This is a genomic window from Brevibacillus ruminantium, assembly GCF_023746555.1.
Lineage (GTDB): Bacteria > Bacillota > Bacilli > Brevibacillales > Brevibacillaceae > Brevibacillus > Brevibacillus ruminantium.
The window spans coordinates 5,305,344-5,319,030 of the sequence record NZ_CP098755.1; the positions used below are offsets into that span (position 1 = coordinate 5,305,344).

A 13,687-nucleotide genomic window follows, 5' to 3' on the forward strand; every position below is an offset into this window, starting at 1 on the left:
ATGATCCATTTGCTCGTCCATCTATTTACGAGGGATCAGCGATAATGAACGCGTTTTTCCATCAGTCGAAAATGCAGCATGGTAAGCACGCCGATCATCCCCAAAAGGATCACGGACGCTGCCGAAGCGATGCCGCCGTTGTAAAAATCGATCCCTTGCTCGTAGATGTAGAACACGAGCATATTGGTGCTGTTGACGGGCCCGCCCTGTGTCATGATGTAAATCGTGTCAAAGACCTGAAAGGACGAAATCGTATTGATCACCAGCAAAAAGAAGATCGTCGGCGAAAGCATCGGGATCGTAATCCGGGTCAGTGTTCGCCACCAGGGGAAGCGGTCCAGCGAAGCCGCTTCGTAGATATCTTTAGGTATGCTTTGCAGCCCGGCAATAAACACGATCGTATTGTACCCGACTACCTTCCAGACGCTGACCAGGATGAGCGAGAGCAGCGCGCTGTTGGTATCTGCCAGCCAGCTATAGGCAGGCAGTCCGAAGAACTCCAGGATGGCATTGAGCAGGCCGTACTGCGGGTCCATCAGCCACATCCAGAGCATCGCGACGGACACCAGCGAGATAATATGCGGGCTGAACACCGCTGCCTGGATAAATCCAAAGATTTTCGCCTGGCGATTGAGCCAGAGAGCGAGGAAAAAGGCGATGCCGATTCCCAGCAGTACGGTGCTGAACGTATACATGATCGTGTTTCCCAGCACTTGGCGAAAATCGCTGTCCCGGAGAACCTCCCCGAAGTTCGCCAGCCCCACCCACTCGATTTCCTCCAGATTTAGCAGGGACCAATCAAAAAAGGACAAGTAGATGACATAGGCAATCGGAAAGAAGAAAAAGGCACCGAAAAACGCGAGCGCGGGTGTAATGTACAGATAAGGGCGAAGGGTGTGCAGCAAATCTGACATCCCTGCCTTGGCTCCTGCCCCGGCAATCGCCCCCGGTTCGGGGGCCGCAATCTCGCGCATGGCCACCGCTTTTCGCATCAAACCACCCCTCCAGCCAGCACAGGCTGCACAGGCCGCCGCTCTTCCGTTTTTACACGCCTGATCCGCTGTCCGGTGAGGCGATCAAATACATAGATGCTGCTCTGCGCCACTGTGACATGCACAGTCACACCTGTATTCATCAACGATTCCGTATCTGTTTTCACCACGATTTGCCCTTTGTCGGTCTCGATATGGTAGAGGGCATCCGAACCAAGAATCTCGCGGGATACGATCCTTCCCTGCAAGCTCATCCCTTCTGCAGCTGAAACCGGGGAGACTCCCGTGTGCTGAATCGTCGCTTTTTCCGGGCGAAAACCCCACAGCTCACCCTCACTGTCATTCGCCGGCACAATATTCATCGCGGGTGAACCGATAAACTGAGCGACGAACAGGTTTTCCGGCTCCTGATATAATTCCATCGGGGCTGCTACCTGCATGATCCGTCCTTCGTTCATGACCACAATCTGGTCGCCCATCGTCATCGCTTCCACCTGATCATGCGTGACGTAGATAAAGGTGCTTCCCAGCTGTTTGTGCAGGCTGGTCAGCTCCACCCGCATCTGGTTGCGCAGCTTGGCATCCAGATTGGAGAGCGGTTCATCCATGAGAAAAACCTCCGGCTTCTTCACCATGGCCCGCGCCAGTGCTACGCGCTGCCTCTGTCCGCCGGAAAGCTGCGAAGGCTTCCGCTTCAGATAGTCGGACAAACCCACCACCCCGGCGATCTCCGCGACCAGCACCTGGCAATCCTTTTTGGAGTAACCGCGGTTTCGAAGACCGTACGCAATGTTGTCGTAGACGCTCATGGTGGGATACAGGGCGTAGTTTTGAAAAACCATAGCCACATCCCTTTTTCCGGGCGGCACGTGATTGACAGACTGCTCTCCGATCAAAATCTCTCCGCCTGTCGCCTCTTCCAGCCCGGCAATCATCCGCAGGGTCGTCGACTTCCCGCATCCGGACGGCCCCACCAGTACGGTAAAGGAACCATCCGGGATGACCAGGTCAAGACCTTTGACCACGCTTTGGTTCTGAAACGCTTTGCTTACTTGCTTCAATACCACCTGTGCCATCTGTCATTCCCCTCCCTGCGCCTTGACGGCCAACATCTCATCCGCAAAGCTGCGGATATCGGCAAACCGGTAATCCGGCGCAATGTAATTCCACTCCTGGGGACCGTACCACTCCAGTACAACGGATCGGACTCCCGCACCCACCGCAGCGAGGACGTCATACCGGCTGTCTCCCACCATCAGTGCCTCTTCCGGCTCCATCCCCATCAGGGTTAGCGCCTTCTCAATCGGTTCTCCCGATGGTTTGCCGCGCGATACGTCATCCACTGCGACAACAACCTCAAACAGCCCGGCAATTTCCGCCAGCTCCAGGCCGGCGACCGCGAATTCCCGCTGTTTGTTTGTCACGACGCCGAGTCGGAAACCGGCATCCCGCAAACGCCCCAGCTCCTCGCTCACACGCGGAAACAGGCGGACATGATCGTTGTGATGGGCGCGTACATAGGAAAGATAGGTGTCCATCACTGCTTTGCGGTCATACTCCTCACCGGCTGCCGCTGCCAGGAAATCATCAAAGGACTCCCCAAAACGCCACACCAGATCATGCCGGCTAAATCGTCCCGGGGCAAATCGTTCGGCAGTATGCGCCACCGCGTCAATCACCGCTTCTCTGCTGTCCAGCAAGGTTCCGTCCAGGTCAAACAACAGGCATGGATACATCAGCAAGACACTCCTTCCATAATGAATAGCTGCCCACAGAGACGGCTGCGGCTCCGTAGTGCAAGGCAAGCTCCATCTGTTCCCGCTTGCGGATCAGACCGCCGGCGATGATCGGGGTTTGTCCCAGCTCCTGCGCGTACTCCGCGATGAATTCCGGCAGCAGCGCGGGCATCAGCTCCACCGCATCCGGCTGTGTTTCCTTGACAGACTGCAGGCCGGAACGGAGCGCGTCGCTGTCCACCAGGAAAAGGCGTTGAATCGTCAGAAGCCCCTCTTTTTTCGCCAGCTTGACCAGTGTATTGCGCGTGGTGACGATCCCGTCCGGTTTGACATAGTGGGCGACGAAAGCCACCCCTTCCCGGTCATAGCTAATCCCGCCAATACGCTCCAGATGAAGAAAAACAGGAACATCGCGACTCTTGAACAGGTCCACGTAGCGCTTGATCACCCCGATGTTTCCCGTAGAGAGAACCACCGCACTCACCTCTGCTTCCGCGGCTCGTTCCAGATACTTGGCCTCTTTGACCGAGGCAATCATTTTCTGCCTGCCCAACCGCTGGTAAAACTCTGTTTGTTTCACACCGGCTCGCCTCCTTATCCACAACAAAAAAACCCGCGACAAAACAAATGCCAAAGACTTCAAGATGAAAGTGCTTGGAAATGAATGTCGGGGGTTTCTCCAGGGCTCCAACCGATCGATTTATTCACTTGTTAGTTAGAATGGTACTGTTTATGGGTTAAGGCTGTGTGAAAGGAGTGTTAACGTTTTTCAAGAATTTTGTAAAAGCATAACTGCCAAGATGAAATATCGTGCTACGTGGCCATTGGGGGAAGAATCATGTTTCCCTGCTTGGCTCCGTACATATTGCCTCTTCCCTGATTTCAAATGAGGAAAAGCAAGATCATTTCTTATTGATGAGGCGGCTCACTGCAGGATGCTTGAATCAGTTCGTATACTCGTTTGACAAGATCACATCGTGAGACTATTATTGCTGTACCGAATCATACATATTTTCCCATTACGTTCTTATGGTTAATCATGCTCATTCGTTTCTGACTACTACAAAGGAGGATTGTGCGATGAAGCGATTTGTTAGTGGATTTATTATTGGAGCCATCTTGTTTGGGTCGATGCAAGTGAGTGGTGCGATTGGAAAAGTTATTGAAGTCTCGTACAGCATTAATGACGTGAAAGTTAATCAGGTTTCCGTACACTCTGCACAAAAGCCGTTTCTTTACAATGGCACTGCATATGTTCCCCTGCGATTTGTCAGTGAGTATTTGGGATACAGCGTGAAGTGGGATGAAGAGAGTAATGTGATTCACATTGACCAAAAAGTAACCGAAGCTCATACTACTGCTGATAAAATTGTTGAAACATTAAAAGCGAATAAGATTTCACTTCTTCCACCAAAATCAAAAGATTCGTATTTTCTCTTAAATCAAACGACACCTGTGAGCTATCGAAATGGTACGTACCAGCACATCCACATTTATCAATTCCCTACGATCAAGGATCGTGAAAAGGCGCTCCAGGATTTCCAGCAGATACGGGACAGAGCTGATATGATTTTGCCCTATGTTTTTGCCATTGAGAATGTGCTTGTTTTTTATGTGCCACACACTTCCGACCAGCCTTTGCAAGACAAGCTGGAAGAGGCATTCAATACATTGCGCAAAGAGAATCTTTCCGTCGTCCGGATCAATCCCTGGTAGTTTTTTACGTGAGGGTCGGATTATCTGGGTTCGCCAAGATGAAATATCGTGCTACGGGGCCATTGTGGGAAGAATCATGTTTCCCTGCTTGGCTCCGTACTCCGCCCTGCATGGGGATTCACTGTCCGCTCCACAGCGGCTGGCCGGGGTCCGCAAAAGCCGTTTCGCTCCGTGGTCATCCCAAGGTTGCGGCCCTGTTTCCCGCCATCCACTGCTCCGCTGAGCTGGGCTACGCAGTCGCACCGCAGGGAAACATGATTCTTCTCCGCACATACTGCCTCTTCCCTGATTTCAAATGAGGAAAAGCAAGATCATTTCTCAAAAAATCAAGCGACATACCTTTCATACATTTGGGAAATATTGCGTCCATCGTTAAGTCCCGTCATTTGTATGAACTGATTTCTCTTCTATCATTTTAAAATTGCGAAAGAGAAATGCTTATCTGGTTGCCTACTTCTTTGTTCATTTTTACGATTAATCCGGCCGCCTTTGCAGAAGCAAACGCACCGCAGCTTTCACTCACAGTTTTTTAATAAGAAACGGTATCGAGAAGAAGCATGTTTCCCTGCGATGCGACTGTGGAGCCCTGCCCCAGCGGAGGGGGGTTCGCGGGATTAAGGAGCGCAACCTTGGGATGACCTCGAAGCTGTACTGCTTTTGCGATCCCCGCGAATCTCCCCGGAGCGGACAGTGTATGCCCCCTTGCGGGTGGAATACGGAGCTTAGCAGGGAAACATGCTTCTTCTCACTGCAGCCCCGTTCCCACGAGTTTGAAAATGTAATGCCGAGTACCGATACGAGTTTGTGTAACCTGCAAAGTGATAAGCTTTTATCAATAAAAAAGAAGCAGATCGCCTTTGAAGCCTGACGGCTTCGCAATCTGCTTCATGCCTATTCAACCTTATCTATATGAGAAGCCAGCTTTACTTCACAGCCACAACTGCATCCAGCGCAATCCGCGCCTCTGCCTCGATCGCCTTTTGTGTAGATTCCGTATGCGGATCATACGTCTCCAGCAGGTCGGCATCAGCGTAACCATCGATGGCCAGGATGGAACCCGCCCGCATGCCGCGCAGAGCAGAGATGACAAACAGCGCGGAATTCTCCATCTCGACGGCCAACACACCCGCCTTTTGGTAGAGCTTATGCGGAAATTCTACCACGCCGCTGTAGAATACATCCAGCGTCAGCGTGATTCCTTCTGCTACAGTAAGGCCCGTATTGTGGTTCTCAGCCGCTGCGGCCAAAGCGTCGACGACATGGCGATTCGCCAATGCCGGGAATCCAGGAGGAACCAACTGGCTGGTCAATCCATCCTGACGCACTGCGGCAGAGCTGATGACTAGACTGCCGGGCTCGATCTCCTTTTGATAGGAGCCAGCGGTACCCACGCGAATAATGGTTTTTACCCCGCCTTTGGCCAGCTCTTCAAAGCAGACGGCCGCTCCCGGCGAGCCGACGCCGTGACTGACCACCGCCACCTCGGTACCGTTCCACTTCCCTTTGTAGCTGTGGTACTCGCGGTTTTCCGCGACCAGAGCATGCTCCTCCAGGAGAGAAGCGATGCGGACTGCACGCTTCGGATCACCGCAAACGATGACGCGCTCGGGCAATTCTTTGGGGTCAATTTTCAGGTTAGGCAGCATCTCAATCAAACTCCTTTTTCTCCCATTCATCTTCCGGGATCGGCAGTGCCTCACCGGAGAACCGCTCCTCAAGGAAGGGGTCGCCGTTTAGGTGAAAGCCGTTTTGCTCCCAAAAGCCGGGCTTGTTTTCCGTCATAAACTCAATGCCTCGCAGCCATTTTACACTTTTCCAGAAATACAGATGAGGGACGATCAGCCGCAGCGGCCATCCGTGCTTTTCTGTCAATGGCTCGCCCTCAAAGGAATGCGCCAGCAGGATATCATCCCGATCCAGATCGGAGAGTGCCAGATTGGCCGTATACCCGTGATCTCCGTGCAGCATCACGTAGGAGCCGCGAGGTTTTACGCCAATCGCTGCGAGGAAATCGCGAAAACGGATGCCCTCAAAGCGGTTGCCAAAACGGGACCAGCGCGTGACACAATGAATGTCGCAGGTAAGCATACTTTGCGGCATAGCGAGAAGCTCCTCATAGCGCAGGGTGACTTCCCGGTCAACCTCGCCAAACACCCGCAGCGTCCACGTCTCCAGATCGTAGTTCGGTACCTCACCCTCGTGCAAAATCGGAAAGCGCTCGGTCAGCACCTGTCCTGGCGGCAGTCTTTCGGCCAGGGCGGGATCGACGGTCGGCACCTTCATGCGTTTGATTCGCTCTGCTTTGTTCATCTGAGTAACTCCCTTCTGCTGTCAAATCTGTCGATTCCTCCGCAGTGTTTTCTCGTTCAGCACGAACTTGGCAACGCTATCTCGTACTTTGCTGGCTAGAGCTCGCGGATGAGGCGCCTTTGTCCTTCAGGAAGAACATCGCCAGAATGGTCAGTACATAAGGCAGCATCGCGGTAAACTGTGTCGGCAGAGAAAAGCCTTGCAGACGGATGCTCAGCGCGTCCATCAGTCCAAACAGGAAGCTGGAAGCCAGAATCCCCAGCGGGTGAGACTGTCCCAGCATCATCGCCACCAGTGCGATAAAGCCGCGGCCCGCCGTCATCCCTTCGGAAAACATGGTGACCTGTCCCAGGGAAAGCTGTGCCCCCGCCATTCCGCACAGCACTCCGCACATGGCTATCGCCAGCACTTGCAGCCGGGTCACCTTGAGGCCAATGCTGCGCGCAGCGGTGTGGTTCATCCCGACCGCCAAGACCCGGAAGCCGGTCACCGTACGCGTAAAGAAAAGATGAAGCAAAATGGCAATGAGAAAGGCAAGATAGACAAGCGGCGAGTGGCCGGATAACACCTCTCCCAGCACGGGAACATCACCGATCAGCGGAAGCTTGAGCTGCGGCAGCCCAGCCATATCCTTATCGTAAAACGCTCCTTTTACATCAAAGACGGCGCGCAGCGCAAACGTCGTCAGACCGAGCGCCAAAAAGTTGATCGCTACCCCCACGACAATTTCATTGGCTCTCAGGCCAATGGTCATGTAAGCAAACAAGAGCGAGAAAAGCACAGTCACAGCAGCCGCAAACAGCACAGCGAGAACCAGGCTTCCTGTAAAATGGTTGCCGACGATCGCCGAAAACGCGCCTACCAAAATCAGTCCTTCCAGACCGACATTGAAGACACCGACTCGCGAGCAGAGCGCGCCGCCCAGCGCAGCGAGCAAAATCGGCGTCACCATCCGTATCGTGGAACTAACGAGGGACCAATCAAGCAGCTCTCCCATGTTGTGACTCCCTCCTCTTGCTCTTGCGATTTTTCCACCAGCTGTACGTAAATTTCGCAGAGATAAACAATATCAATACCGCCTGTATCACACTGGCCAGCTCCAGCGGCACCTCCGTATTTCGCTCCACACCCATCGCCCCCGTCTGCAGCGCAGCCAGAAGCAGCGAAGTAAAGATCACGCCAATCGGATGAGAATTGGCCAAGAGCGTAGCCATCAAGCCCGTCCATGCAAAGTTGGGAACCGTCAGCGCTCCTTCTACATAACGGTAATGCGAGCCCAAGACTTCTACTGTGCCGGCAAGACCAGCGAGACCGCCGCTCAAAAACATGCTGGTCAGCATCACACGCACTCGGTTAACCCCGCCGTACCGGGAAAAGAACGGATTTTGCCCCAGCATTTTCACTTCGTAGCCAAATGCCGTGAACCGGATGACAAAAAAGATCAACAGGGCTGCTGCCAGTGCAAACAGGAAGCCTGCGTGGACACTCATCCCTGGAAATAGCTTGGGCAGCCAGACGCTTTTCTCCAGCATCGGTGTCTGCGGCATTGCCGCCGAACCGGTTTTATCCTGAAACGGGTCGCTTACCAGGTAGCTGGCAAATAGGACAGCCACGTAGTTGAGCAGCAGAGAGGATATGAGTAACTGAATCCGAAACTTCGCTTCCAGATAACCGGCAAAAAGCGACCAGAGCCCGCCGGCCAATACACCTGTCACCAGTGCGGCAAGCATTTTCACCAAGCCGGGGGCGGGCAGGTAAAGGGCGACCAATGTAGCGCTAATCGCTCCGCACACCATTTGCCCTTCCGCTCCCAGATTGAACACACCGGCCCGAAAAGCAAGCGAGAGGCCAAGTGCGATCAGCATGATCGGTGTGGCCCGGGCCAACGTCGAGGTGAGGAAGTAAAAGCTGCCAAAAGCGCCCTTCCACATCTCCTGATAGGTGCCGAGAATCGATTCGCCAACAGCGGCGATGAAAATCGCTCCTGTCAACAAGCCGATGACGACAGCCAACAGCGGTTGCACCAGCGACTTAGATAGCTGCTTGATTGCTTCCATGAATGCTTCCTCCTGCCATCAACACGCTGAGTTTCTCTTCGGTCGCTTCAGAACGCTTCAACTCACCGGCAATTTTTCCTTTGTACATCACCAGAATCCGATCCGACAACGCCAGAATCTCTGTCAATTCTGACGAAACCAGGAGGATGCCGTCTCCTGCGTTTCGCTTCTCCAAAAGCGCCTGATGGATGTATTCCATCGCCCCGATGTCGACGCCCCGCGTCGGCTCGGCTGCGATCAAAAGTGGAGTTTTCTGTCCCAGCTCCCGGGCGACGATCAGCTTTTGCAGATTTCCGCCGGAGAGGTTGCCGGCCAACTCCTTCAAGTGAAGGGAGCCTGTCTTGATCGCAAACTGCTCCACCCACTTCTCCACCAGACGGCGAAACGCAGTCCGTTGGATGATTCCGCGTCGATTGTATTCCGGCTTTCGCTGATACCCCATCAGTGCGTTTTCTTCTACCGACTCCAGTTTGGCCGTCCCCCACAGATACCGGTCTTCGGGGATATGCGCCAATCCCGCCTCGCGAATGGCCGCCACCGACAGATCAGTCGTCTCTTTCTCTCCCAAACGGATGCTGCCAGCTGACACGGAGCGCAGTCCGGTGATCGCCTCCAACAGCTCGGATTGTCCGTTGCCCGAAACCCCGGCAATCCCGACAATCTCCCTGTGGTGGACAGTAAACGACACATCTTCCAGCAGCGTCTGTTTCTCCCGCACGGTCACGCCCTTTACCTGCAGAAGCGGTCGACCCTCCAAACGTACCCGTTCGCTTAGCTGCTGAAGGTCGCGCCCCACCATCAGACGGGCCAGATCATCTGTATTGGTCTCCTGCCGGGAAACGGTCCCGGTTACACGTCCGCCTCGCAGCACCGTGATCCGGTCAGCTACCTCCATGACCTCCTGCAGCTTGTGCGTAATCAGAATGACGCTTTTGCCGCTTTCGGCCAGATGGCGGATCGTTTGCAGCAATTCCTTTACCTCCAGCGGTGTCAGCACGGCTGTAGGTTCGTCCAGCACAATAATGTCGGCCCCCTGGTAAAGCACCTTGAGAATCTCTACCCGCTGCTGCTCTCCGACTGAACAAGCAGATACCTTCGCATGCTCATCAATCGGAATCCGGTAACGCTCACTCAAAGAGCGGACAGCCTGGACGGCCTCCTTGCGCTGAAACAGCCCTCTATGCTTTGGTTCGTAGCCGATCACGATATTTTCAGCCACCGTAAAGTCGGCAAACAGCATGAAGTGCTGGTGGACCATGCCGATCCCCTGCCGAATGGCGTCCTCAGGGCCGCGGAAAGCTACTGCCTTGCCGTTCACCACGATCTCGCCCGAAGTCGGTTGCTCCATCCCGTAGAGCATGCGCATTAGCGTCGTTTTTCCTGCCCCGTTTTCCCCGACGATGGCATGGACTTCTCCTTCTTTCAGCGTAAACGAGACGCTGTCATTCGCGGTAAAGTCACCATACCGCTTGGTCATGTTCCGCATTTCCAATCGAATCGTCACAGGCTTCCCCCTCCTTTGCTCGTCTCCTCGGCAGAATAGGGAAACCGACTACTGGCATGTAGTCGGTTTCCGTTTATCAACTGCTTCCCTTATTGCTTCAACGGGTCGGTTACTGTGCGCGTACCGGCCACGATCTCATCTTTGATCGCTTTTACCTTGTTCACGATCTCTTCACCAATAAACGGATTCAGCGGAGTCGGGCTGTCGTGCGTCACATAGGTCAGTCCCACACCGTTTTCTTTCAATCCATAGGCGACAACGCCAGGCTGCAGAGTTCCATCCACAAAAGCCTTCACTGTCTCATACACTGCAGAGTCAGTCCCTTTCAGCTGCGAAAGAACGATATGCTCCGGATCGATGTTGGTACGATCTACGTCCTGACCGGATGTGTAAAAGCCTTTTTCTTTGGCAGCTTCAAACACACCGAGATCGCCAACTGCTGCTGCGCCATAGATGAAGTCTGCGCCCTTCGATGCTTGCAGGAGAGCCAATTCTTTCGCTTTTGCCGGGTCGCTGAAGCTGCCGACATAGTTGATTTGCACTTCTGCATTCGGATTGGTTGCTTTCAGCCCTTCCTGAAAACCGCCTGTCCATTTTTTCAGGATCGGAATATCCATGGCGGCGACGATGCCGACCTTGTTCGTTTTGGTTGCCAGTCCTGCTGCTGCTCCTACCAGATAGGCAGCTTCCTGTTCGCGGAACATGACGCTCCGGACATTGGGCAGATCCACTTGTGTATCAATGATCGCAAAGCTGCGGTCAGGGTTTTCAGTCGCCACCTTTTTCAGTGCATCTTCTGCTTCAAAGGAAGAGGTGATAATCAAGTCGTATTTTTCCGCCACAGCCACTCGGATATTTTCTTCAATGGCTCCGTGGTCCGTGGATTCGATTGTCTTGACGTCTACCCCGAATTCTTGCGCCGCTTTTTTCGCACCGTCATCCATCTGCTGGAAAAACGGGTTGACGCCAATTTTTTCGGGAAGCACCAGGGCGATGCGTTTTTTCGGAGCATCTTGTCCGCCTGCCTGGGCTTGTCCTTTGTCATCGGTGGCGGTTCCGCCTGTCCCGCATCCGGCTGCCAGCACAGCAAATGTCGTCAATGCCAGTAATAACTTTTTCATGATGTCTACTCTCCTATCCAAACACCTTCGTATTTTTTATGTCTCTTGAAAGAATATTGCGGTTCACACTGGTTGAAATATTTTCAAATCCGAACATTATTATATATTTTATAAATAATGTTCGTCAATACCTCCTCTCAACAAAAAAACTCTTCCCGGAGGAAGAGTTGGCTGTATATCGCGAACCTCTTCCTCATCTGTCAAAACCCTGTGGGTTCTGCAGGAATTGGCACCTTTCTGTACAGGAAACAATCCTGTACATTGGTTGCCGGGCTTCATCGGGCCAGTCCCTCCGCCGCTCTTGATAAGGTAAGGTGAAACTATTTAATTAGATGCTGAACTTATTCTAGCAGAACGAAAGGAAAAAGCAATTCTTTTTTCGCAATTGAAACAATTAGGATTGTCGCTGAAAGGATTGCTTCAGCTTCAGGGACAATGCATTCAGTTCGCCAATTTCCTCTGTGATCTCCCGCATTTTTTGATGCTGGTTCTCCGCTGTGGCAAACAATTCCTCCAGATTGGCAACCGATTCCTCGGTGACAGCCGTAATCGTAGACATCTCTGCAGCTACTTCTCCGGAACGGAGCTTTACCTGATCCATGCTGGTGCGGACATGTTCGACCGCCTCCAGGAAAGACTCCATTCCTGCACGCACTGTCTCGATGGATGCCACGGTTTCCACTGCCAGCTCCTGTCCTTTTGCCACGGATGTTTCCCCGGTGCTCATGTGTTTCACAGCGTTTTCGCTCTCTTGGTGCAAGGATTGCAGGATCTCGGCAATTTCCTGCGTTGCTGTCGCACTTTGCTCGGCCAGCTTTCGCACTTCATCCGCTACGACAGCGAAGCCTCTTCCGTGCTCGCCTGCACGGGCTGACTCAATCGCGGCGTTCAAGGCAAGCAGGTTGGTCTGGGTCGCAATCTGATTAATCGTTTGGACGATTTCCTCCACCCGATTGGCCTGCCGGTTCAATTCCCGAATGGTAGAGGAGGCAACCGTAACAGCCCCTACGATTTGCTCCATCTGCCGTGACAGCTCCGTCATCATGCTGATGCTCTCAGCCAGACGGCGACTGTTTTGATCGGCTTCTACCTTCATCACGTTCGCTTGCTGGTTCACCGTCACGATTTCCTGATCGATAGACTGTACCTCTTCCTCAATTTTCACCGTGGAGTTAGCCTGAGACTCCATCCCTGTCGCTACTTCTTTAAAGGCGATCATCATGTCATCTGTATTGCGCTTGGTTGTCTCAGCGTGTTCGTGGACATGCTCGGTAGTGCGTTCCACCTGCTCTGTGACCAGCTTGATATCGCGCAGCAATTCAACCAGTCGAAGTTCTTTTTCTTCGGCTTCCTGTCTCGCCCGATTTGCGATGGAAAGGGTTGCTTGTCCAGCCAGACAGAGATACGTCAGCCCAGCAATCATCAAAATGAAAGCGACGATGCGCAAAAGCAGATTGACCTCGGTAACCACACCGTCAAACAACTGGTAATAACCGGTGTAAAATCCAACGAGAGTTGCCACAATTTGCGCAATTCCTGCGGTTACGATCAGCTTCCAGTCCAGGTAGGCTGCCAGAAAACCGAGGACAATAAAGGCCAGGAAAGAGATCTCCTGAAAGGAAGTAAAGTGGTCAAAGGCGATAGAGTAATAAAGCAGTCCCGTCCCCACCAGATAGCGAATGATGTAGCTGTCTTTCCGAATAAAATAAAACGGGGAAACGATCAGCGTTACCAACAATCCCAGGGAAGTGATTTGCCAAAAATTCACGTCCATCTGGTACGCGATCCAACCCGCAACCCAAAGATGATTCCAAAGAATAAAGATCATGAAGCCTTCCTTGTCTGTCAAGGTGTTGCGAACCAACCGAATCATATGTACCCCCTCATTGCCTGTCATACTGGAGAATTGTTCCTATAATGATTATAGACCGAGATAAGTCCCAACGACTACGTATAATGTAAAAATGTGTGAAAAAAGTTCTACTGACCATTTTCTCTGCCTGGGCATAGGCTGATGGTGATCTCAAAGGATACCATCCGGGAAAGGGGCGGGAGCTCTGACAGCCGATGTCCAGACAGGGAAGATATTCCCGCTGCGCGAGCTTTTCAAACCTGGAAGTGACTTTGTCCATGTCCTGTCCAATAAGATCAGGCTGCAAATCAAGGAGCGCCAGATTCCAACTCTTGGCGCTCGGAATCATGGCGACCAACGCTTAGCGAGTGCAGAGCGATATTGAAAAGCGACAGTTTC

At 52.9% G+C, this 13,687-nt stretch carries 12 protein-coding genes and 1 riboswitch; of the genes, 1 reads left to right on the top strand and 11 read right to left on the bottom strand.

What is annotated here, in order from left to right:
* Nucleotides 1–35: 35 nt before the first annotated feature.
* Genes NDK47_RS25990 through NDK47_RS26005 form a run of 4 tightly spaced genes read right to left on the bottom strand, consistent with a single transcriptional unit; the run spans nucleotide 36 to nucleotide 3,308 of the window.
* Entirely contained in the window at nucleotides 36–992 is a 957-nt protein-coding gene (locus tag NDK47_RS25990) for a carbohydrate ABC transporter permease (RefSeq protein ID WP_407653364.1), read from the bottom strand.
* On the bottom strand, nucleotides 992–2,068 hold the full coding sequence (locus NDK47_RS25995) for an ABC transporter ATP-binding protein (protein ID WP_251872598.1): 1,077 nt from the start codon (nucleotides 2,066–2,068) through the stop codon (nucleotides 992–994). Before NDK47_RS25995 ends, NDK47_RS25990 begins: the two co-directional genes overlap by 1 nt.
* 3 nt (nucleotides 2,069–2,071) lie before the next feature.
* The gene (locus tag NDK47_RS26000) at nucleotides 2,072–2,728 is read right to left on the bottom strand and encodes an HAD-IA family hydrolase (RefSeq protein ID WP_251872599.1); all 657 of its coding nucleotides are present in this window, start codon (nucleotides 2,726–2,728) and stop codon (nucleotides 2,072–2,074) included.
* Nucleotides 2,706–3,308, bottom strand: coding sequence for a glycerol-3-phosphate responsive antiterminator (locus tag NDK47_RS26005; protein ID WP_251872600.1), 603 nt, complete (start codon nucleotides 3,306–3,308; stop codon nucleotides 2,706–2,708). The genes NDK47_RS26000 and NDK47_RS26005 overlap by 23 nt, the downstream gene beginning before the upstream one ends.
* Nucleotides 3,309–3,808: 500 nt before the next feature.
* On the opposite strand from NDK47_RS26005, the gene NDK47_RS26010 reads away from it, so the two are divergent.
* The gene (locus tag NDK47_RS26010; protein ID WP_251872601.1) at nucleotides 3,809–4,444 is read left to right on the top strand and encodes a copper amine oxidase N-terminal domain-containing protein; all 636 of its coding nucleotides are present in this window, start codon (nucleotides 3,809–3,811) and stop codon (nucleotides 4,442–4,444) included.
* 923 nt (nucleotides 4,445–5,367) lie between these two features.
* On the opposite strand, the gene NDK47_RS26015 is transcribed toward NDK47_RS26010, so the two are convergent.
* The 7 genes from NDK47_RS26015 to NDK47_RS26045 all read right to left on the bottom strand — a co-directional run bounded on the left by NDK47_RS26015 (nucleotide 5,368) and on the right by NDK47_RS26045 (nucleotide 13,309).
* Nucleotides 5,368–6,090, bottom strand: coding sequence for a nucleoside phosphorylase (locus tag NDK47_RS26015; RefSeq protein ID WP_251872602.1), 723 nt, complete (start codon nucleotides 6,088–6,090; stop codon nucleotides 5,368–5,370).
* A gap of 1 nt (nucleotide 6,091) precedes the next feature.
* Entirely contained in the window at nucleotides 6,092–6,754 is a 663-nt protein-coding gene (locus tag NDK47_RS26020; protein ID WP_251872603.1) for a sulfite oxidase-like oxidoreductase, read from the bottom strand.
* Between the two features lie 76 nt (nucleotides 6,755–6,830).
* Nucleotides 6,831–7,751, bottom strand: a complete 921-nt coding sequence (locus tag NDK47_RS26025; protein WP_251872604.1) for an ABC transporter permease — start codon at nucleotides 7,749–7,751, stop codon at nucleotides 6,831–6,833.
* A complete protein-coding gene (locus NDK47_RS26030; RefSeq protein WP_251872605.1) occupies nucleotides 7,735–8,811 on the bottom strand; it encodes an ABC transporter permease in 1,077 nt (358 codons plus the stop codon). Before NDK47_RS26030 ends, NDK47_RS26025 begins: the two co-directional genes overlap by 17 nt.
* The gene (locus NDK47_RS26035) at nucleotides 8,786–10,315 is read right to left on the bottom strand and encodes an ABC transporter ATP-binding protein (protein ID WP_251872606.1); all 1,530 of its coding nucleotides are present in this window, start codon (nucleotides 10,313–10,315) and stop codon (nucleotides 8,786–8,788) included. Before NDK47_RS26035 ends, NDK47_RS26030 begins: the two co-directional genes overlap by 26 nt.
* Before the next feature lie 89 nt (nucleotides 10,316–10,404).
* Complete coding sequence (locus NDK47_RS26040) at nucleotides 10,405–11,436, bottom strand: BMP family lipoprotein (RefSeq protein ID WP_251872607.1); 1,032 nt, start codon at nucleotides 11,434–11,436, stop codon at nucleotides 10,405–10,407.
* 190 nt (nucleotides 11,437–11,626) lie between these two features.
* A riboswitch (SAM riboswitch) is annotated at nucleotides 11,627–11,747 on the bottom strand.
* An 83-nt stretch (nucleotides 11,748–11,830) separates the two neighbouring features.
* A complete protein-coding gene (locus NDK47_RS26045; RefSeq protein WP_251872608.1) occupies nucleotides 11,831–13,309 on the bottom strand; it encodes a methyl-accepting chemotaxis protein in 1,479 nt (492 codons plus the stop codon).
* Between the last annotated feature and the right edge of the window lie 378 nt (nucleotides 13,310–13,687).